Origin of the sequence: Nocardia goodfellowii (genome assembly GCF_017875645.1) — a bacterium.
Lineage (GTDB): Bacteria > Actinomycetota > Actinomycetes > Mycobacteriales > Mycobacteriaceae > Nocardia > Nocardia goodfellowii.
This window is the reverse complement of record NZ_JAGGMR010000001.1, coordinates 4,033,537-4,052,717: the sequence shown is the minus strand read 5'-3', so window position 1 is coordinate 4,052,717 and position 19,181 is coordinate 4,033,537. Positions and strand designations below refer to the sequence as shown.

The 19,181-nt window shown below is 68.5% G+C and carries 20 protein-coding genes; 12 read left to right on the top strand and 8 right to left on the bottom strand.

What is annotated here, in order from left to right; translation table 11 throughout:
- Positions 1-44: 44 nt before the first annotated feature.
- On the top strand, positions 45-947 hold the full coding sequence (bla, locus tag BJ987_RS18535) for a class A beta-lactamase (RefSeq protein ID WP_245366028.1): 903 nt from the start codon (positions 45-47) through the stop codon (positions 945-947).
- On the opposite strand, the gene BJ987_RS18530 is transcribed toward bla, so the two are convergent.
- Positions 948-1,919: a LysR family transcriptional regulator gene (locus BJ987_RS18530; RefSeq protein WP_209891519.1), complete on the bottom strand. Its 972-nt coding sequence runs from the start codon at positions 1,917-1,919 to the stop codon at positions 948-950.
- Between the two features lie 48 nt (positions 1,920-1,967).
- Here BJ987_RS18530 and BJ987_RS18525 point away from each other — a divergent pair, with 48 nt between their 5' ends.
- On the top strand, positions 1,968-2,846 hold the full coding sequence (locus BJ987_RS18525) for a serine hydrolase (protein WP_307869665.1): 879 nt from the start codon (positions 1,968-1,970) through the stop codon (positions 2,844-2,846).
- A gap of 21 nt (positions 2,847-2,867) precedes the next feature.
- On the opposite strand, the gene BJ987_RS18520 is transcribed toward BJ987_RS18525, so the two are convergent.
- Positions 2,868-3,233 carry a winged helix-turn-helix transcriptional regulator gene (locus BJ987_RS18520; protein ID WP_209891516.1) on the bottom strand — a complete coding sequence of 122 codons (366 nt, stop codon included), beginning with the start codon at positions 3,231-3,233 and terminating at the stop codon, positions 2,868-2,870.
- 75 nt (positions 3,234-3,308) lie between these two features.
- Between BJ987_RS18520 and BJ987_RS18515 the strand changes: the two genes are divergently transcribed.
- The 3 genes from BJ987_RS18515 (at position 3,309) to BJ987_RS18505 (ending at position 6,353) form a co-directional block, all read left to right on the top strand.
- A complete protein-coding gene (locus BJ987_RS18515; protein ID WP_209891513.1) occupies positions 3,309-3,938 on the top strand; it encodes an FMN-dependent NADH-azoreductase in 630 nt (209 codons plus the stop codon).
- Between the two features lie 119 nt (positions 3,939-4,057).
- Positions 4,058-5,014, top strand: coding sequence for an alpha/beta fold hydrolase (locus tag BJ987_RS18510; protein WP_209891510.1), 957 nt, complete (start codon positions 4,058-4,060; stop codon positions 5,012-5,014).
- A 133-nt stretch (positions 5,015-5,147) separates the two neighbouring features.
- On the top strand, positions 5,148-6,353 hold the full coding sequence (locus BJ987_RS18505; RefSeq protein ID WP_209891507.1) for a glycosyltransferase: 1,206 nt from the start codon (positions 5,148-5,150) through the stop codon (positions 6,351-6,353).
- 7 nt (positions 6,354-6,360) lie between these two features.
- Here BJ987_RS18505 and BJ987_RS18500 read toward each other — a convergent pair whose 3' ends face one another.
- The gene (locus tag BJ987_RS18500; protein WP_209891504.1) at positions 6,361-7,023 is read right to left on the bottom strand and encodes a response regulator; all 663 of its coding nucleotides are present in this window, start codon (positions 7,021-7,023) and stop codon (positions 6,361-6,363) included.
- Positions 7,020-8,120 carry a sensor histidine kinase gene (locus BJ987_RS18495; RefSeq protein ID WP_209891500.1) on the bottom strand — a complete coding sequence of 367 codons (1,101 nt, stop codon included), beginning with the start codon at positions 8,118-8,120 and terminating at the stop codon, positions 7,020-7,022. Before BJ987_RS18495 ends, BJ987_RS18500 begins: the two co-directional genes overlap by 4 nt.
- Positions 8,121-8,308: 188 nt before the next feature.
- Between BJ987_RS18495 and BJ987_RS18490 the strand changes: the two genes are divergently transcribed.
- On the top strand, positions 8,309-8,695 hold the full coding sequence (locus tag BJ987_RS18490) for a DUF6223 family protein (RefSeq protein WP_209891498.1): 387 nt from the start codon (positions 8,309-8,311) through the stop codon (positions 8,693-8,695).
- A 48-nt stretch (positions 8,696-8,743) separates the two neighbouring features.
- Here the strand turns inward: BJ987_RS18490 and BJ987_RS18485 are convergent, their stop codons facing one another.
- The 3 genes from BJ987_RS18485 to BJ987_RS18475 all read right to left on the bottom strand — a co-directional run bounded on the left by BJ987_RS18485 (position 8,744) and on the right by BJ987_RS18475 (position 11,655).
- On the bottom strand, positions 8,744-9,610 hold the full coding sequence (locus BJ987_RS18485; RefSeq protein WP_209891496.1) for an SDR family NAD(P)-dependent oxidoreductase: 867 nt from the start codon (positions 9,608-9,610) through the stop codon (positions 8,744-8,746).
- Positions 9,611-9,710: 100 nt separating this feature from the next.
- Entirely contained in the window at positions 9,711-10,697 is a 987-nt protein-coding gene (locus BJ987_RS18480; RefSeq protein WP_209891494.1) for an RNA polymerase subunit sigma-70, read from the bottom strand.
- Between the two features lie 88 nt (positions 10,698-10,785).
- Positions 10,786-11,655 carry a LysR family transcriptional regulator gene (locus tag BJ987_RS18475; protein ID WP_209891492.1) on the bottom strand — a complete coding sequence of 290 codons (870 nt, stop codon included), beginning with the start codon at positions 11,653-11,655 and terminating at the stop codon, positions 10,786-10,788.
- A 99-nt stretch (positions 11,656-11,754) separates the two neighbouring features.
- Here BJ987_RS18475 and BJ987_RS18470 point away from each other — a divergent pair, with 99 nt between their 5' ends.
- Both BJ987_RS18470 and BJ987_RS18465 read left to right on the top strand, forming a co-directional pair.
- Entirely contained in the window at positions 11,755-12,978 is a 1,224-nt protein-coding gene (locus BJ987_RS18470) for an NAD(P)/FAD-dependent oxidoreductase (RefSeq protein ID WP_209891488.1), read from the top strand.
- A gap of 1 nt (position 12,979) precedes the next feature.
- A complete protein-coding gene (locus tag BJ987_RS18465; protein ID WP_209891485.1) occupies positions 12,980-13,891 on the top strand; it encodes an endonuclease/exonuclease/phosphatase family protein in 912 nt (303 codons plus the stop codon).
- Here BJ987_RS18465 and sigJ read toward each other — a convergent pair.
- Positions 13,849-14,766 carry an RNA polymerase sigma factor SigJ gene (gene sigJ / locus BJ987_RS18460; protein ID WP_209891482.1) on the bottom strand — a complete coding sequence of 306 codons (918 nt, stop codon included), beginning with the start codon at positions 14,764-14,766 and terminating at the stop codon, positions 13,849-13,851. The two genes, BJ987_RS18465 and sigJ, sit on opposite strands and share 43 nt — an antisense overlap.
- 183 nt (positions 14,767-14,949) lie before the next feature.
- Here sigJ and BJ987_RS18455 point away from each other — a divergent pair, with 183 nt between their 5' ends.
- The 4 genes from BJ987_RS18455 (at position 14,950) to BJ987_RS18440 (ending at position 19,122) form a co-directional block, all read left to right on the top strand.
- Positions 14,950-16,068: an amidohydrolase family protein gene (locus tag BJ987_RS18455; RefSeq protein WP_209891479.1), complete on the top strand. Its 1,119-nt coding sequence runs from the start codon at positions 14,950-14,952 to the stop codon at positions 16,066-16,068.
- A gap of 3 nt (positions 16,069-16,071) precedes the next feature.
- Positions 16,072-16,458 (top strand): hypothetical protein, encoded by a 387-nt coding sequence (locus tag BJ987_RS18450; RefSeq protein ID WP_209891476.1) that lies wholly within the window; start codon positions 16,072-16,074, stop codon positions 16,456-16,458.
- A complete protein-coding gene (locus tag BJ987_RS18445) occupies positions 16,455-18,035 on the top strand; it encodes a multicopper oxidase family protein (RefSeq protein ID WP_209891473.1) in 1,581 nt (526 codons plus the stop codon). Before BJ987_RS18450 ends, BJ987_RS18445 begins: the two co-directional genes overlap by 4 nt.
- Positions 18,036-18,165: 130 nt before the next feature.
- A complete protein-coding gene (locus BJ987_RS18440; RefSeq protein ID WP_209891470.1) occupies positions 18,166-19,122 on the top strand; it encodes a TetR/AcrR family transcriptional regulator C-terminal domain-containing protein in 957 nt (318 codons plus the stop codon).
- Positions 19,123-19,181 lie beyond the last annotated feature (59 nt).

The following is a 19,181-nucleotide window of genomic DNA, read 5'->3' as shown; positions in this document are numbered from 1 at the left end:
TTTGGTCTTGGACAGCCGTGCCGATGGCGTGTTGTCGTGTTCCCATGATCAAGAACAAATCGATGGTGCTGCTGCTGGCGGCACTGCTGCCCCTGGCGGGTGCGTGCGGGAGCACCGCGACCGAACCGGCGGCCGTCTCCTCCGCCCCGGCGGTTGCCTCTCAGCTGGCCGATCTCGAAAGCCGCCATCAAGCGCGGCTCGGGGTGTTCGGGATCGACACCGGCTCCGGGAAAACCGTCGGCCATCGAGCGGACGAGCGATTCCCGATGCTGTCCACTTTCAAGACGCTCGCCTGCGCGGCGCTGCTCAAAACGCATCCGCTGGCCAGCGGTTACTACGAACAGGTCATTCGCTTCACCGAGGCCGACGTGGCCAAAGCCGAAGGTTCGGCGGTGACCGGCAAACGGATCGCCACCGGAATGACAGTGCGCGAATTGTGCGACGCCGCAATCGCTTACAGCGACAATGCCGCGGCCAACGAGATACTGAAGCTGCTCGGTGGACCGCAGGCCGTCACGGAATTCCTGCGCGGCATCGGTGATCAGGTGTCGCGGCTCGATCGCTGGGAGCCCGAAGTCAATACCGCCATCCCGGGTGACGAGCGCGACACCACGACACCGGCCGCGATCGCCCGCGACTACCAAGTGCTGACCCTCGGTGACGCATTGCCCGCACCGGAGCGCGACCAACTGGTGGCGTGGCTCAAAGCCAGTACCACCGGCGGCAGCCGGATTCGGGCGGGATTGCCCGCCGACTGGACGACCGGCGACAAGACCGGCACCTCCAGTGCCTATGGTTCAGCCAACGACGTGGCCGTCACCTGGCCGGCCGGTGGCGGGGCTCCGATCGTGATCGCCGTGCTGTCCACGCACGCGGACGCGAACGCCCCATTGGACAACCCGCTGGTCGCCGCGGCGGCGAAAGACGTTGCCGCCGTTCTCCGCTGATCATCGCAGCGGATCGACCGGGTTCCGCGAGTAGACGACGGACCAGGGTTGACCGGCGTCGGGCGTGAGCAGGGGCGTCGGCAGGTTGTCGGCGGCGAGCACGGCCGTCGCGGCCGCGGCGAAGCGCGGCACCGCCGGATGCGCGGCGGCCCCGGACCACACCGCGACAACGCGGCGCACGAGCGGGCGATCGGACAGCGGCCGCCAGGCCGCCCGCGGTTCGCGACGGGCCAGCGTTTCCTGCAGGAACGTCACCCCGTTGCCGGCCAGCACGAGGCCGAGCGCGAATTCCGGGTTGCGGGCGTGCCGGATTCGCGCGGGTTCGAAGCCGCGGGTGCGGCATACCTCGAGCACGTGGTCATGCCACCCCGGGGCGGTCGCCCGGGGCGGCAGGATCAGGTCGTGGCCGGCGAGGTCGCTCAGGTCCACCTCGGCGAGGCGGGCGAGTGGCGAGGTGCGCGGCAGCACCACGCCGAGCGGGACCGCCGCGGTCGGGCCCTGGACCAGTTCCGGGGCATCGATCGGCTGCAGCACCAGTCCCACATCCAGTTCCGCGGTCGCGAGCAGCCGGAGTTGTTCGGCGGTGGTGAGCTCTTGCAGGTCGAGGGTGAGCGCCGGCGCCTGCTCGGCGAAGAGCCGCAGCAGCGCCTGCAAGGTGGGCGCGGGCGTTTCCGCGAGCACGCCGACGCGCAACATACCGAGCTCGCCCGCCGCCGCTTTGCGCAGCACCGTGCGCAGGCGCTGCTCGGCGGCCAGCAGCGCGCGGGCCTCCTCGACCAGCAGCTCTCCGGCCGCGGTGAGCGAGATGCTCCGGCGGGAACGGTCGAACAGCTGAGCCCCGAGTTCACGTTCCAGGCGCTGGATCGATTGGCTCAGCGGCGGTTGCGCGATGCCGAGCGTCTCGGCGGCCCGCCCGAAATGCAATTCACCGGCGACAGTGAGGAAGTAGTGCAAATGCCGGGCGAGGTCCACCCGACCCACGATATGCGATCGCGTATGAGCCCCGGTTATCGTGGCGGAGTGGCAGCATCGGAACGCATTCGGGAGGTCTTCGACGAGGTGCCGGTGCGGGGCACGCTGCACGCGGTCGATATCGCCGACGGCCGGGAGATCACGCTGGGCGGCGACGAACAGGTGGTGATCGCGTCGATCTTCAAGATCCTGCTGGTGCTGGAGTTCTGCAGGCAAGTGGACGCGGGCCAGATCGATCCCACCGAGCGGGTGCTGATCCGCGCCGAGGACCGGCTCGGCGGCTGGGGCACCGCGGGGTGCGCGGACGATATCGAGGTGTCGCTGCGGGACCTGGCCTACTTCGCGATGTCGGTCAGCGACAACACCGCCGCGGATCTCTTGCTCCACCGGATCGGCAGGGACACACCGGGATTGCTCGCCGCCGAACTCGGTTTGGACCGCACCCGGGTGATCGGCGGGCCCCGTCAGCTGCTCGAATCGATGCTCGCCGACGTGGGCGCACGGAATGGGGGCGAGTTCGCGGCGATCTACCCGACGCTCACCCCGGGGCAGGTGGCACAGATGCGGGTCTTCCAGCCGGAGCACACCACCTCCAGCACCGCCCGGGAGATCACCCGGCTGTTGAGCCTGATCTGGCGCGATGCCGCCGGAACCGCGGCGGCGTGCGCGGCGACGCGAAACCTGTTGCGGCACCAAATATCCTGGACCCGGATAGCCGCCGGCTTCCCCGACGAAGTGCGGGTAGCCTCGAAAACGGGGACCTTGCCCGGCCTGCACATGGAGGCCGGGATGGTCGAGTACCCGGACGGCGGCCGTTACGCGCTGGCCATCTTCGCCCGCACCGACGAATTGGGTTCGCGCCGTATCGATGTCGACCTGGCGATGTCGCGGGCGGCCCGGCTCGCGGTCGACGCACTGCGCGGCTGAGCGCGCGGCCGCGCCCGGTACTCAGCTGGCTTCGGCGACCCGAGCGGGTACGGCATCGCGGATCTCGACGAGGTACCGCTCGCCCCACTGCTCCATCAATTCCAGCAGCGGACCGAGGCTGCGGCCGAACTCGGTGAGCTCGTACTCCACGCGCGGCGGCACCTCCGGGTACACGGTGCGGGTGATCACACCGTCGCGTTCGAGTTCGCGCAATTGCAGGGTCAGCATGCGCGGGGTGGCGCCGGGAATGACACGACGCAGTTCGTTGAACCGGGCGGTGCCCTCCATCAGCTGATACAGCACCATTCCCTTCCATTTGCCGCCGATCACATCGAGGGTCACCTCGATCGGGCAGTCCAGGTGCAGGTCGTCTTTGCGTCGAGTCATGGTGACAAGAATGGTACCGAGTCACAGAATTGTGCGTTCTTACGCGCAGCGCGCCGCTGCGGCACGCTTCCCGGTATGACCACGTTGCTTCATCTCGATGCCAGCCCGCGCGGCGCCCGCTCACACACCCGCAGCCTCACCGACGACTTCGTCACCCGCTGGGTCCAGCAGCATTCCGAGGTCACCGTGGCACGACGCGATCTCGGCATCGAACCGCCGCCGCACCTCACCGAAGGCTGGATCGCCGCCGCGTTCACCGAACCGGCGCGGCGGACCCCGCAAATGCGCGCCGATCTGGCGGTCAGCGACGAACTGGTCGACGAATTGCTCGGTACCGACGTGCTGGTGGTGGGAGTTCCCATGTACAACTTCGGGATTCCGGCCATGCTCAAGGCCTACATCGATCAGGTCGTGCGCGTCGGGCGCACCTTCTCCTTCGACCCGGAACTCCCCGATCCCTATGCGCCACTGCTGCCGCCGGGCAAGCGGGCGTTCTTCATCGTCTCGACCGGCGACAGCGGATACCAGTCCGATGGACCGCTGGCCGCCCTCAACCAGGTGGAGCCCTATCTGCGAACCGTGTTCGGGTTCATCGGAATCGACGATCTGCAGTTCGTCTACGTGGGCAACGACGAATTCGGCGGTGACCGCCTGTCGGAGTCGCTGGCGGCCGCCCGGAATCGGGTGGCCGAACTCGCCGTCTGACCACACCTTGGGTGCGGATTCGCTCCCCCTCCGGGTGTCCGGCCTCAGTACTCGGGGCTCTGGGATCGACGCCCCGCACAGCGGAAAGTTGAGGGAACACCAGCGAACCGGAGCATCCCATGTCGAACCGCAGCACGATCGCCGACTCGGCGGAACGTCGTGGCACGGTGCGGGCCGACGACGGCGTGCTGCTCGCGGTCCGGGAATACGGGCCGCGTGCGGCGGACCTGACAGTTGTTCTCCTGCACGGTCATTGCCTGGGCGCCGCGTCATGGACCTACGTCCGGGACGCGATGCGCCGCCATTACCCCGGCGCCCGGATCGTCTGTTACGACCACCGCGGCCACGGCGACTCCGCCGCGGCTCCCCGGCAGACCTATCAGCTCGAACAGCTCGGCCACGATTTGCGCGCCGTCCTCGACGCCGTGGCTCCCACCGGACCTGTTGTCCTGGTGGGCCATTCGATGGGCGGCATGACGGCGCTGAACTACGCCGCCCAGTATCCGCACGAGATCGGCACCCGCGTCGCCGGCGTGGCGCTCATCGCCACCGCCGCGAGCGGGCTCGCGGACGCGGGTTTCGGCCGCCTGCTGCGCAACCCGGCCGTTTCGCTCTTCCAGGCCGCGGTGCGCGTGGCCCCGAACTCGATGCGGCACGCCAAACTGCTGGCGGCCAAGGTTTTCGCGCCGATCATTCGCCTCGCCGAATTCGGCGACCGGAAGGTCAGCCCGCGCGTCCTCGCCCTCGCCAACGCGATGCACAACCAGACCCCGATCGTCACGATGGCGAGTTTCCTGAGCGCCTTCATGACCTTCGACCGGACCGACGCCCTGGATCTGCTGCCCACGATTCCGACGCTGGTGCTCTGCGGGTCCGCCGACCTGATGACTCCGCCGTCGCATTCGATCGCGATGGCCGCCGCCGTCGAATATTCGGACCTGGTGCTGGTGGAGGGCGCCGGCCACTCGGTGATCCTCGAGCAGCCACAGCAGGTCGCTCGAGCCCTCGGCCGCCTCATGGCCCGAGCGGGCGGGCGCGGCGAGGCGAGGGGCGCGCATCTCACGCTTGTCGCGTAAAACACCGAAGGCAAGGAGTCCACACTCCTTGCCCTCTTCAACATATAGCGCACCCCGGGGCTTGCGGCAAGACCCGGGTGGTAGCGCAGAATCGGCGATTCCACAGCCATAACCTGCAGAAATGAGGCCGCGAATGCGTGTGTTGTTGACGACGGTGGGATCGCGCGGAGATGTCGAACCGATCGCGGCGTTGGCGTCGCGGTTACGGGAACGCGGTGCCGAGGTGCGGGTGTGCGCGCCGCCGGACGAGGATTTCGCGGCGTTGCTGGCGCGAGTCGGTGTGCCGCTGACGCCGCTCGGCCCGTCGGTGCGCTCGGTCGTCGCGGGACCGAAGCCGCCGACTGCCGAGGACGCGTTCCGGTTCGCTCGCGAACTCGTGGCCGCGCGGTTCGAGGTACTGAGCACCGCGGCGCGGGGATGTGACGTGCTGCTGGCGACCGGGCTGATGCCGGCCGGTGCCCGCGACGTTGCCGAAACCCTCGGCCTCCGTTACGTTTTCGCGTGCTTTCAGCTCTTCGGACTACCGTCACGGCATTTTGCTCCAGGAGCGCGGCCGGGCAAGCAGTCCGCGCTGGGGGAGACCGACAATCGCAAACTCTGGGCGGAGGATGCCCAGCGAGTGAACGCGTTGTACGGCGCGGCGCTGAACAGTCATCGGGCGGCGCTCGGCCTGCCGCCGGTGGACAACGTCCGCGACTACGCCTTCACCGAACAGCCCTGGCTGGCGGCCGACCCGACACTGTGCCCGTCGGCAGGCATGACCGACCTCGACCTCGTCCAGACCGGGGCGTGGCTGTTGCCCGACGACCGCCCGCTCCCGGACGAGTTGGCGTCCTTCCTCGACGCGGGCGAGCCGCCGGTGTACGTGGGCTTCGGCAGCATCGCCGCCCACGTTCCACGAGACATCGCCGCGGTGGCCATCGACGCCGTCCGCGCGCGGGGCCGTCGGGTTGTCCTCGCCCGCGGCTGGGCCGACCTGGCCCCGATCGACGACGCCGAGGACTGCTGCGTCGTGGGCGAGGTCAATCAGCAGGCGCTGTTCCGCCGAGTGGCGGCCGTGGTGCACCACGGCGGGGCGGGTACCACCACGACGGCGGCCCGCGCCGGCGCACCTCAGGTGGTGGTTCCGCAGATCGCGGACCAGCCCTACTGGGCGGCCCGAGTCAGCGAGCTGGGCATCGGCGTGGGCCATGACGGCCCGGCGCCGACCGTCGAATCACTCTCCGCCGCAATCGCGGCGGCGTTGACGCCAGAGATCGGAATACGAGCGCGGGACGTGGCCGGGACCATCCGGACCGACGGTGCGACGGTGGCCGCGAAACTGCTGCTCGACGCCTGACACCCGGCTACCGCGAGCGCGGGGTCACCAAGCCGGATTCGTAAGCCAGCACGACCAATTGGGCCCGGTCGCGCGCGTGCAATTTGGTCATGGCCCGGTTCACATGGGTCTTGGCGGTGAGTGGGCTGATCACCATGTGGGCGGCGATCTCGTCGTTGGACCGGCCCTGCGCGACCAGCCCGACGGCTTCGCGTTCGCGGTTGGTCAGCTCCGCCAAGCCGGGGATCACCCCGGTGTCCAGCGGCTGAGCGACGTAGCGGTCGATCAGCCGGCGGGTGATCGAGGGAGCGAGCAGGGCATCGCCGCGGGCCGCGACACGGACGGCGTGCAGGAAGTCTTCGGGTTCGATGTCTTTCACCAGAAAACCGGCCGCACCGGCACGCAGCGCGTGGAAGACGTATTCGTCCATACCGTAATTGGTGAGAATGACGACGTGCACGTCCGCCAGAGCGGGGTCCGCGGCGATCCGGCGGGTCGTCTCGATGCCGTCGAGGATCGGCATCTGGATGTCGATCAACGCGATATCGGGGACGTGGCGGCGGGCCAGTTCCAGGCCCGCACTGCCGTCGGCGGCCTCGGCGACGACTTCGATGTCGTCCTCCAGTTCGAGCAGCGCGCGGAAGCCGCTGCGGATGAGTGGCTGGTCGTCGACCAGCAGCACGCGAATCACGCCGGTTCCACGGGTAATTCGGCGCACACCGAGAAACCGCCCTCGGCGCGGGGTTCGGCCCGCAGCCGTCCGCCGAGGGCGGTAACGCGTTCGCGCATGCCGAGCAGTCCGACGCCGTGCCTGGGCGCGGCGTCCGGGCTCGCCTTGCCGTCGTCGTCGACTCGGATGATCACAGCGTCCGGGCGGTAGTCGATCCGCACCGACGCCGTCGCCGCGGCGGCGTGCCGGGCGATATTGGTCAGCGACTCCTGCACGATCCGGTAACCGGTGCGGTCCACCGCGATCGGCACGTCGTGCGGCCGGCCCTCGACCGTCAGGGTCGCGTCCACACCTGTTGCGCGAGCCCGTCGCACGAGTTCCGGGACGTGGTCGAGGCCGGGCCGGGGGGCGGTACCGTCGTCGCGCAATGCCTCCAGGGTGGCGCGCAGTTCGCGCGCCGCCTCCCGACCGGCCTCCCGGATCGCCAGCAGTTGCTCCGGCACCGCCTCACCGCGTTTGGTGGCCACATGCACGGCAGCCTCGGACTGCACCTTGATCACCGAAATCTGGTGCGTCAGTGAGTCATGCAACTCGCGGGCGATGTGCAGGCGTTCTTCGTCGGCGCGGCGGCGTGCGGTCTCCTCGCGGGTGCGTTCGGCCTCGTCGGCGCGCCGCTCCGCCTGCCGCAGCGCCTCCCCTGCCGCACCGGCCGCGATCAGCCAGGCGATCTCCAGCGCGCCGCGGGCCTGCGCGAACGCCTCTCCGGTGTCGTGCACCGAGGCCAGGGCGGCGAGCGGCAGCGCCGCGAGCACCAAGACCGAGGCGACCACGGTGGTCAGGAGATGACCGGCCCGCACCCCGGCGTACACCGCGAAGACGAACGCCACGGCGGGCACATCGATACCGATGGCCTGGTATCCCAATGCGCACAAACCCGTCGCCGCCAGTACGGGTATCGGGGCTCGGCGACGCCCGGCCAGCGCCAGACCGCTGACAATCAGCAGCCCGTAGCCCAGCGGATCGAGGCCGCCGGGCGAATGGCGGGTGGTCAGACCGGCGACCAGCACAACAGCCGCGACAGCGACCGCGATCGCCCAATCCCCGACCTGTCCCTTCATGGCTGAACCCTAGCCCGGCACGTACCTGGGCAAAACCCGCGCCCGGATGATCCCGGACTACCGCGAACGCGGTAGTTCTCCGGGTTTCCCGCGCCGTCGGCGGCAGCGTGAAGTGTCTGCTCGTGGACGACGACCGGATGGCCGTCCGGCGGACATGCTGAGGGCACGTCGTCCATGAAGGAGTACGCATGTTCATCCGTCGGATACTCGGTGCCACAACAACTTTTCTGCTCACCGGCGCCGCCCTCGCCGGCCCGGCGGTCGCCCAGGCCACGCTTCAAGCGGAGTCCGGTATGACCTCCGGACGGCTCGGCCCCACGCTCACCGCGCTGGTCGGTCTGGCCGGAATCGGACTCGGCGTCCTGGCGCTCCGCTCCACCGCGACCCGCACCTCTCTCGCCGCCTTGACGCTGGGCCTGATCAGCACGGTCGCGGGCACGGTGTTCGCGATCACCGCGGACGGCGGGCCCGGCACCGGCAACGGCATCGTGGGAGCCTGGGGTGCAATAGCATTCGGCCTGGTAGCCCTGGTCCTGGGCAGCCTCGCATGGAAGCGCACCGGCACACATGGTTAGACGGGAACGGGCGGCGCCGCAGCCCGCGACAGCGTCCGTCGGTGAGTTCTACAAGCCCTGCTGATAGAACTTCGCGCGGATGTCGTCGAGCGTCTCCGGAATCAGTTGGTCCAGCAGAACGGTGAACCGCCCGAGGATCGGGGCGATGCGCCGGGGGCGGCCGATCACGGCGTCGGCGATGGCTTCGGCGGCCTGCCCCGGCGTCAGCGCCCGCATGTCCCGGTAGATCTCGTTGGGGGCGAGCATCGCGGTGCGCACCATCGGCATGAACACCGCGGTGAAACGCACGTTGTCCGAACGGGTTTCGACCTGGAAGTTGGCACAGAGCGCGTCCAGCGCCGCCTTGGAGGCCGTGTAGGCGGAGTAGCCGGGGCCGCCCGCCAGGTTGCCGATCGAGAGAATATTGACGATCGAGCCGTAGGAGCGTTCCCGCATACCGGGCACGAAGGCGAGCATGAGACGCACCGGGGCGAGATAGTTCAACCGCATGGTGCGGTCGTAATCGTGGAAGCGATTGTAGGATTCGTCGAGCCTGCGGCGAATCGACTTGCCCGCGTTGTTGATCAGCACGTCGATTCCGGCATGGTCGCTCAGCACCTGGGCAACCATCGCATCCACCGCCCCGAAATCGGTTAGGTCGCAAGGGTATACGTAGGGCTTACCACCTAGTCGTTCGATCTCGGCCGCGACCTGACGCAGCTCCGCTTCCCGGCGCGCCACCAGCGCGACAGTCGCCCCGGCGGCACCGAACCGGAGGGCGGCGGCTCGGCCGATGCCGGAGGACGCACCGGTGATCAGCACCGTCCGGCCCGCCACCACCTCGTCGAGGGTCTCGTGCTGACGTAATCGCGTCAGGCTCAATTCGGTGTCCAGGCAGCGAGTGATCTTGTGAAACCACTCCTGGATTTCCAGCATGGGATGCAATGCTAAGTTATGAAACCGATGCCGCATAGTGCTGAAATCGATGCGGCCCCAGCGCATCTCGCGAAACAGGGCTGGGTACTCCTTGTCGCTCTCAGTTCGAAAGCACCAAAGCGGGGATTGCGGACAGGTCGCCGGCGGGCAGTTCGTCCGGGAGTCCGAACACGCGGAACAGCTCCGGCTGCACGAAGACGTGCAACGCCGCGATCTCACCGTCCACGCAATCGAGCACCTGGATCGCGAAAGCCCTGCCATCGCGATACACCGCCGCGGCCGGCGAGCCGTTCGCCTCGATCGGCACCAGCTGTTTGCCCCGGCAGCCCTCCTCCGAATCGATGAGCCAGCGACGAAAGGCGTTGCGTCCCTGGAGCCAGAACGCGACCGGCGGCATATCGATCACGGCGTCGTGGCGCAGCAGCGCGACGATGGCCTCGATATCGAAGCGTTCGAAGGCAGCGACGAATCGCTCCAGCAGCGCGGTGTCGACCGGCCCGGCCGGGGCCGCGCTCGAATCGACCTGCCGCAACGCCGCCCGCGCGCGGCGCAGACTGCTGTTGACCGCGTCGACACTGGTATCGAGCAGTTCGGCGACCTCAGCGGCCTTCCAGCACAACACATCCCGCAGGATCAGCACGGCCCGCTGACGCGGCAGCAGATACTGCAGGGCGGCGACGAAGGCCAGCCGCACCGATTCCCGGGCGACGGTTTGATCGGAGGGATCGGCGGCCTCGCGGGTGGCGCTCGGAAAAGGTTGTACCCAAGCCGATTCCGGCAGCGGCGCACCCAGGCCCGCACCCGGGTCCGCCGCCGCGACCAGATCCATCGGCAATGCCCGCCGCCGTCGATCCGTGGTGGCGTCGATGCAGACGTTGGTCGCGATCCGGTACATCCACGGCCGCAGTCCCGCCGGGTCGGCCAGCCGGGCCGCGGATCGCCAAGCCCGCATCATCGTCTCCTGCACCGCGTCCTCGGCCTCCAGCGCCGACCCGAGCATCCGGTAGCAATAGCCGAGCAGCTGCGGCCGCAGCAGCTCCAGTTCCCGCTCCAGCGACGACGCGGCCAGGGTTGGGCTCGTGTTCATGCGGTTGCTCCTCGAAATGGCGTGCCGGTGCGCTCGCAGAGAACGCCTTCGACAGCTATGACCGCCGAACCGGGCGAAACTCGTCGCGCTAGCTAAAACCGGGTGCGCCGTCGCGCAATTTCCGAGCGGCCGCGGACAGATAGGTGTCGGTGCGCCAGACCAAGCTCAGCACCCGCTCGCACCCCGGGTCGTCGACGGACAGCCAAGCCACCGGATGCCGGGGCGCCGCCTGGCGCGACCCGGCCGGGACGAGCCCGATGCCGAGTCCGGCGCTGATCAGGTCGCCGGTCGCGCCCGGTTCGTCGCCCTCGCAGGAGATCAGCGGGCGCAGTCCGGCGGCGGTGAACAGGCGGTCCAGCAGCGTCCGGGGCCAGTATCCCGGTCGGCAAGTCACGAAATGCTCACCGGCCAACTCCGCGATCGAGATTCGCTCGCGCGCCGCCAGCGGATGTGCGAGCGGGACGGCCAACAGCACCTCCTCGCGCCACAATTCGACAGCACGCAATGCCGGACCGGCCAGCGGTTGCGAGGCGAAGCACAAATCGACCTCGCGATCCGCCAGCTGCCGCACCATCGTTTCGGCATTCGACTGGAACAGCCGGACATCGACACCTGGATGCTCGGCGCGGAAGCGGGCCAGCAATCCGGTGATCGTCAGCAGGGTCTCCGCGGCTACTGTGACGCGCCCATGGTCGAGCCCGGCCGCGTCGGCCAATTCGGTACGCGCGTCGTCCAACTCGGCCAGCGCCCGGTCGACGCGGCGCAGGAACGTCACGCCGAAGGCGTTGAGCCGCACCTGGCGTCCCACCCGGTCGAAGAGCGGGACGCCGAGCTCCTTCTCCAGCCGGGCGATCGTGCGGCTCACCGACGGCTGGGCCACCATCAGCTCCTCGGCCGCCTGGCTGATGTGCTCACGCCGGGCGACCGCCTGGAAATAGCGCAGTTGCAGCAAGTCCATCCGCTTCCTCCCTGCGACCTCGCTGATGCTTGGTCAGGCATGAGTTTATGGCAGAACTGGTCTTGGAAGGCATGAGCAGCCCAGAGTTAGCGTTCGGCCATGAACTCACCGAAACCGATCGTCATCGTGGGCGCCGGACTGGCGGGCGCGACCGCCGCCCAGACGCTGCGCGCCGAAGGCTACGCGGGCCCGCTCGTCGTCATCGGCGACGAACCGCAGCAGCCGTACTGGCGGCCGCCGCTGTCGAAAGGCCTGATGGCCGGGTTCGCGGAGCCCGAGCACATCGCCGTCGCGCCGCCGCACAGCTGGGCCGACAGCGACATCGAGCTGCGCACCGGAGTCGGTGCGCGCGACCTGCATCCCGGCACCCGGACGCTGACCCTGGACGACGGGACGCTGCTGCCCTACGACCAGCTTCTGCTGGCCACCGGTGGCCACGCCCGGCAGGTGCCGGATCTGGCGGGCGCGCGGACCTTGCGGACCCTGCCCGAAGCGCTGGCGCTGCGCGCGGAGCTGCGTGAGAAACCCGAACTGCTGGTCGTCGGAGCCGGGTTGATCGGATTGGAGCTGGCCGCCACGGCACGCTCGCTCGGGTGCGAGGTCACCGTGCTGGAAGCCGCCGGGACTCCGCTGGGTCGCGTGGCGCCGCCCTGGCTCGGCGGGCTGTTCGCCGCGCTGCACCGGCGCAATGGAGTGCGGCTCGAGTTGGGTGTGCGACTGGACCGGCTGGTCGAGACCGCCACGGGGGTGGTGGCGAGCGCGGGCGAGCGGACCTGGCCGGCGGACCTGGCGGTCGCGGCGCTGGGAATGGTCCCCGCGACCGAGCTGGCCGAACGCGCCGGACTCGCGGTCGACGGCGGCATCGTCGTCGACGAGTGGTGCCGCACGTCGGCCCCGGACGTCTTCGCGGCCGGTGACGTCACCGCCCAGACCCACCCGTTGCTCGGCGGCCCGTACCGGATCGAGCACTACGGCAACGCTCTCGAACAGGCGGTCGCCGCGGCGCGAAACATGCTGGGCGCGAACACCTCCTATGCACCGGTCCCCGCCGCGACCTCCGAGCAGTTCGGCACCCGATTGGAGATCTGCGGGTGGCCCGACGCCGCCGACGTCTACGGTGAGCGCGGCTCCTCGGTCCGCGGCGAACCGGAGTCGCTGGACTTCTCCGCGCTGTTCTGGAAAGACGATCGCCTGGTAGCCGCCGCGTGTGTCGGCCGCAGCGGTGAATTCGAGCAGTTGCATCGGATCATCCGTGACCACCCCTACACCGATGTCGACCGTCTCACCGATCCCACGGTCGATCTGGCCACGATCGTCGGCTGACATGGAATCCAACCAGAGCGAGCAGCCCATGCGTCTGCGAATCGTCACGATCAACGTCCAGAACAACGAGGGCGACCCGCGCCGGCTGGGCCTGCTCAATCGCGAGTTGCGGCGGTTGGCGCCGGATCTCGTCGCCCTGCAGGAAGTCATCGATGACGAACACCTCAGCGCGCTGCTGGACGGCACCGGATTACACGGCACCCATCAGTCCGGCGCGATGGCCTACACGCCGCCGTTCGTCGAGCGCTACGGCGGCAATGCGGTGGCCACCAGATGGCCGCACCATGTCGTGGAAGTCCTCGATCTTCGCCTCGCCGGAGCCGGGGACGTCCCCTGGTGCTCCATGGCGGTCAAGGTGCCGCTGCCCGGCGAAGGAGAGGTGCTCTTCATTTCCGCCACTGCCGCATGGCGATTGGACGCCGAAGCCGTTCGCGAGCAACAGGCCCTGGCGCTGACCGATCTCGACGCCCGGCACCGCACCGGCCTGCCCACCATTATCGCGGGCGACTTCAACGCGTCCCCCGATGCCGCCAGCATCCGCTATCTCACCGGCCGGCAATCGCTTTCCGGCCGCAGCGCGCACTATCACGACGCCTGGGAGGTCGCGGGCAACGGACCCGGCCACACCTGGAGCGCCGACAACGCGAACGCGGCCGCCCTGCTGGACCAGATCGTGCGGCAACCCGGGCACCGCCGTCGGCTCGACTATGTCTTCACCGGCTCCTGGCACGCACATCCGCAGGGGCGCTGCGAGATTCGCGCCGCGCACCTGGCCTTCGACCAACCCACCGACGGCGTATGGCCGAGTGACCATTACGGCGTGGTCGTCGACGTCGAGATCAGCGGCGGCGTGGGAGACGGGCGAGGTGGTCAGCCGACGCGAGAAAGCTTGTCCGGGTTGGTAACCGAGTAGATGCCGTGCACCTGGCCGTCCGGTGCCACGTCCAATACCACCACCGCCAGCGGGGTGGCACCGTCGAAGACGACAGCGCCGGGATCACCGCCGATCGTGCGCCACCGCACCTCGTAGTCCGGGTGCGAGCCCCGGGAGATGTCCACGAAGACCTTGGCGACCTGTTCCCAGCCGTGCACGGGCAGCAGACTGTGCGCGGGTCCTTTCGTACCGCCGTCGGTCCAGAGCGTCACCTCCGGAGCGAGTACCGAGAGCAGGCCCGCCACGTCCCCGCTCAGCGTTGCCGCGATGAACCGCTCGGTGACCTCGCGCTGGACGCGGGCGTCGGCGGCACGGCGTGGTCGGCGCGCCTGGACGTGCCGTCGGGCTCGGTAGGCCAGTTGCCGGACGGCAGCGGGGCTGCGGTCGATCATCTCGGCGACCTCGGCGTGGGTATAACCGAACACCTCGTTCAGCACGAATACCGCACGCTCCACCGGGGCAAGGGTTTCCAGCACCACCAGCAGCGCCATCGAAGCGGCTTCGGTGCGCACCACCCCCTCCGCCGCGTCGGGGACTACCGAGTGGTCGACCACGGGTTCCGGAAGCCATTGGCCCACATAGGTTTCCCGGCGTCTGCTCAGCACTGCCCGCTTGGCCAGCGCTTGATTCAACGACATTCGCACCAGGTAGGCACGGGGATTCTCGACCTCTGCCGAGGCCGTCCGGCGGCCGGCCCAGGACAGCCAGACCTCCTGCAGCACATCCTCGGTGTCGGCGACTGTGCCGAGCATGTTGTACACGACGGAGAACAACAGCTCCCGATGCCCGACGAACACCTGCGTCGCCTCGTCGATGTCGGCCGTTCGCCGCCGCGGCCCTTCGGTGTCGGTCATCGCGCTCCTCTATCGATTCACGAGTGTCACTTATGAGAGAGCGTGCGGCGCCGCGGCGTAACACCCGATGCGTCCGGCGTGATCCATCTCACTGCCGTGGGCTCGCGGTGTGACGGCTGGCGGCCCGCGGGCCTCCTTGTTGCAGCCGGCGGATCAGCCGCCGAAGCGACCACAGGAGAGACCATGCGCACAGTCATTCGCGATGTCCGGCTGTTCGACGGCGAGAAGACCACCACACGTGCCACCGTTCTGATTGTCGACGACCGCATTGCCGAATACGACCACGGCCCAGCGGATATCGAGATCGACGGAGCCGGCCGCACCGTGCTTCCCGGCTTGATCGATGCCCACACCCACACGTTCGACAGCAGCGATCTGGCCGCGGCACTCACGCATGGCGTTACCACCGAACTCGACATGTTCTGTCTGCCGGCACATCTCGCCACCCAGCGCGCGCTCGCGGACCACCGTGACGATATCGCCGACTTCCGCAGCGCGGGCACCCTCGCCACCGCGCCGGGCGGGCATCCCAGCCAGCTCATGTCCGCACCGGGCATCGCCGAGCTCGGACTGGCGCCGTTCGACACCATCCAAAGCCCGGAGCAGGCACCGGCTTTCGTCCGCGATCGGCTGGCCGAGGGTGCGAATTATCTCAAGATCGTCATCGACGACGGTGCCGTACACGGACATGAACTGCCGGTCCTGAGCGAGCAGACCGCACGGGCATTGGTCGACGCGGCGCACGCGGCGGGCCTGCTGGTAATCGCGCACGCGATCACCGCCGCCGAGGTCCGCGTCGCACTGCATGCCGGCGTCGACGGACTCGCGCACGTCTGGACCGACGACACCGGCGCCGCCGACCTCGTCGCCGAGGTAGCCGCCCGCGGCATCTTCGTGATCAGCACCCTGGTCTATTTCGAGGCGATCACCCAGCAGACCGTCGCCGCGCCCGATTGCGCGGTGCCCGGCACCGCGGCCGGCGCCGCACGGATCGCGCGGTTGCTCTACCAGGCCGGCGTACCGCTGCTGGCGGGAACCGACGCCACCCCGTTCGTCCCGGCCCACGGCGCGGACCTGCATCGGGAACTGCGACTGCTCACCGTCGCCGGGTTGACCTGCGAGGAGGCGCTCGCCGCCGCCACCAGCGTCCCCGCCCGGCACTTCGCCCTCACCGACCGCGGACGAGTAGCGCCGGGGTTGCGAGCCGACCTGCTCCTGGTCGACGGCGACCCCACCACCGATATCACCGCTACCCATGCCATCGCCGAGGTCTGGCGGCGTGGCGTGCGTCAGGCTCGGTGAACCGTGACCACCGCCCTTCGATCGACGCACAGGTGGCCGCGCGCGTTGTTCCGGCTCAGCACGACGCTGGTGACCACGCTGGTCCTGACCCAGGCGATGCTGGCCGGAGACTTTCTGTCCGGCCGCTTCGAATCGCTGGCGCTGCACGCCCGCAACGGCGGCATTGTCGCCTCGGCCCTGCTCGCGCAGACGGTCACCGCGATTCTGTTGTGGCGCAGAGCCGGTGCACCCTCCTGGCCGGTGCGGACGAGCGTCATCCAGCTGGTGATCGCCGCCGGCCTCATTCCACTCGGCGAGGCACGGATGCTGGCGCTCCATATCCCGGTCGCGGTCGGACTGGCCGTCGGCACCGCACTGCTCACGACGTGGGCCTGGCGGTGGGAGCGATGACGGCGCAGACGACCCGGCGTGGATTCCTGCGCGCCGGAGCAGGTCTCGGCGCGGCAGCCGCGGTCGGATGGCTGGGCGGTGGCCGGTTGATCACCCCAGGTCAGCCCGGCCGCCTGTTGCGCAGTGGGATTCCCTTACCGCAGCCCTACCGAACGCGTCTGATCGTCCCGCCGGTCCTCGACCCGGTACGCCGCGACGACACCACCGACTACTACGAAATCGTCCAGCGCGAAACGGATCTGGCGATCTTGCCCGGTCTCCGCACCCGCGCCTGGACCTATCAGGGCAGTTTCCCCGGTCCGACCATCCACGCCAAATCCGGGCGTCGTGCCGTGGTGCGGCACCGAAACGAACTGCCGCATCCCGCGGTAGTGCACCTGCATGGCGGTCATACACCCGCGGACAGTGACGGCTATCCGATGGACTTCATCCTGCCCGTCGGCGGCCGGTCGACCGCCGCCCCGCAGGCCGGATCGTCCCATACGACGGGACACGGATCGTCCGCCGCGACGAGCAACATCGCGCACGGGACGCGGGACTACACCTATCCGAATGTGCAACGGGCCGCGACGCTTTGGTATCACGACCATCGGCACGGGTTCACCGGTCCCGCGGTGTGGCGTGGTCTGGCCGGTTTCCATCTCATCGGAGACGACGAGGAGGCAGCCCTCCCGCTGCCCTCGGGCGACCGCGATATCCCACTGATGATCGCCGACCGATCCTTCGCCGCCGACGGCTCGTTCGCCTACCCCCTGGCCGATCCGGCGATGGTGACCCACGGCGTCACCGAACCGTTCATGGACGGGGTCCTCGGCGATGTCATCCTCGTCAACGGCACCCCGTGGCCCCGTCACGACGTCGACCCCGTCCGCTATCGCTTCCGAATTCTCAACGGCGCCAATGCTCGTCGCTACCGGCTGGCACTCGACCCGCCACCGCCGGGCGGTCACGGCTTCGTGCAGATCGGCAGCGACGGCGGCCTCCTGGAGCGTCCGGTGCGGCACGAAACCCTCGACATAGCGCCGGCCGAACGATTCGATGTGCTGATCGACTTCGCGCGCTATCCCCGCGGCACCCGGGTACGCCTGACCAACCAGCTCGATGCCGGCCCCACCGCCGAGATAATGCGTTTCGATATCACCGGCCCGTCGATCCGGGACGAATCCGCCATCCCGGATCGATTGAGCCACTGGGAAACACTGGATCCGCGCCGCGCCGTCACCGAACGCACCTTCCTGTTCCAGCTGAACAAACACGGCTGGACTATCAACGGCCACCCCTACGAACCCGGCCGCGCGCTCGCCCGTCCCCGACTCGGCACCACCGAAATCTGGCGCTTCATCACCGATTTCCATCATCCGGTCCACGTTCACCTGGACCCCTTCCAGGTGATCAGCCGCAACAATCGGCCCCCGAGCCGTTACGACATCGGGTGGAAGGACACCGTCGACGTCCGCCCCGCCGAAGCAGTCGAAGTAGCCGTCCGGTTCACCGACTACACCGGTCCCTTCATGCTGCACTGCCACAATCTCGAACACGAGGACATGGCGATGATGGCGGATTTCGTGACGGAGTGACCGCTACACCTTGTCTTCTCCGACTGGTGCATTAAAAAGTGACCTAGTGCGATCTAGCCTCGCGCTCAGTGCGGTTGAGTCGTGGAAGGTAGAAATGCGTACGGTGTATTGCGCAGACGATCGGAGAAATATGTCGCCATCGGAACGTCCGACCTCGCCGTACCTGGTGATTTCCGAGGAGATCCGCGCGCGCATCATGAGTGGGCAGTTGCGTCCCGGGGATCGAGTGCCCTCCATTCGGCAAATCGTTCAGCGCTGGGGTGTCGCGGTAGCGACCGCTACCCGGGTGACGGCGACCCTGCGGGACGAGGGACTGGTCGAGACGAAGGTCGGATCGGGCACCGTGGTCAGCATGCCCGGCAACAGGAAGCGAACAGCGGCAGCGACGCCGAACTCCGGGCGGGTTTCTGCCAGGGAGCACGTTTCGCAGCGAAAACAGTTGCTGCGCAAAGCTATCGAGATAGCCGATGCCGAGGGGCTCGACGCGGTGTCGATGCGGCGGCTGGCGGTCGCCCTGGATACAGCGCCGATGTCGCTCTACCGGCATGTGGCGAACAAGGATGAGCTGCTTATCCGGATGGCCGACGAAGCCTTCGGTGAACTCGAGCTCGCCGAACCGGGTGCGCGCGGGTGGCGCGCGGACCTCGAGCTCAACGCCCGCGCGCATTGGCAGCTGTGCCGGCGGCACCTCTGGCTACCGCGGACCGTGTCGTTCACGCGGCCGCTGCTCGCGCCGAACATGATGGCACAAACAGAGTGGGTACTCAGAGCGCTCGACGGACTGGGGTTACCCACAGCGGTCCGGATACGCGAAGCACTCACCCTGCACGCGCTGGTCCTCACGATGGCGTTGTCCGCGGCCGAAGAAATCGAAACCGAACAGAACACGGGCATCTCGTATGACGGGTGGCAGCTGGCGCAGCTGTCACGCGCTCGGGAACTGTTGGACAGCGGGCGATTTCCCTTCTTGGCGGATATTTCGGATGACCTCGCCGTAGACCTGGACGAACTCTTCGAATACAGCCTCGGGCGGCACCTCGACGGGTTCGCGGTCCTGGTGGCTCGGACGGCACGCAAGGACGCATGATCGGACGGCGGCTCGAATGAACTAGTTCACTTCGCGCTGCAATAGTGCACTATTGAGCG

Excerpts from the sequence above, each read along its gene's own strand:
- bla (WP_245366028.1), top strand. The coding sequence starts at position 45 with ATGATCAAGAACAAATCGATGGTGCTGCTGCTGGCGGCACTGCTGCCC.
- BJ987_RS18520 (WP_209891516.1), bottom strand. The coding sequence starts at position 3,233 with ATGACTCGACGCAAAGACGACCTGCACCTGGACTGCCCGATCGAGGTG.
- BJ987_RS18515 (WP_209891513.1), top strand. The coding sequence starts at position 3,309 with ATGACCACGTTGCTTCATCTCGATGCCAGCCCGCGCGGCGCCCGCTCA.
- BJ987_RS18510 (WP_209891510.1), top strand. The coding sequence starts at position 4,058 with ATGTCGAACCGCAGCACGATCGCCGACTCGGCGGAACGTCGTGGCACG.
- BJ987_RS18505 (WP_209891507.1), top strand. The coding sequence starts at position 5,148 with ATGCGTGTGTTGTTGACGACGGTGGGATCGCGCGGAGATGTCGAACCG.
- BJ987_RS18495 (WP_209891500.1), bottom strand. The coding sequence starts at position 8,120 with ATGAAGGGACAGGTCGGGGATTGGGCGATCGCGGTCGCTGTCGCGGCT.
- BJ987_RS18490 (WP_209891498.1), top strand. The coding sequence starts at position 8,309 with ATGTTCATCCGTCGGATACTCGGTGCCACAACAACTTTTCTGCTCACC.
- BJ987_RS18485 (WP_209891496.1), bottom strand. The coding sequence starts at position 9,610 with ATGCTGGAAATCCAGGAGTGGTTTCACAAGATCACTCGCTGCCTGGAC.
- BJ987_RS18480 (WP_209891494.1), bottom strand. The coding sequence starts at position 10,697 with ATGAACACGAGCCCAACCCTGGCCGCGTCGTCGCTGGAGCGGGAACTG.
- BJ987_RS18475 (WP_209891492.1), bottom strand. The coding sequence starts at position 11,655 with ATGGACTTGCTGCAACTGCGCTATTTCCAGGCGGTCGCCCGGCGTGAG.
- BJ987_RS18470 (WP_209891488.1), top strand. The coding sequence starts at position 11,755 with ATGAACTCACCGAAACCGATCGTCATCGTGGGCGCCGGACTGGCGGGC.
- BJ987_RS18465 (WP_209891485.1), top strand. The coding sequence starts at position 12,980 with ATGGAATCCAACCAGAGCGAGCAGCCCATGCGTCTGCGAATCGTCACG.
- sigJ (WP_209891482.1), bottom strand. The coding sequence starts at position 14,766 with ATGACCGACACCGAAGGGCCGCGGCGGCGAACGGCCGACATCGACGAG.
- BJ987_RS18455 (WP_209891479.1), top strand. The coding sequence starts at position 14,950 with ATGCGCACAGTCATTCGCGATGTCCGGCTGTTCGACGGCGAGAAGACC.
- BJ987_RS18445 (WP_209891473.1), top strand. The coding sequence starts at position 16,455 with ATGACGGCGCAGACGACCCGGCGTGGATTCCTGCGCGCCGGAGCAGGT.
- BJ987_RS18440 (WP_209891470.1), top strand. The coding sequence starts at position 18,166 with ATGTCGCCATCGGAACGTCCGACCTCGCCGTACCTGGTGATTTCCGAG.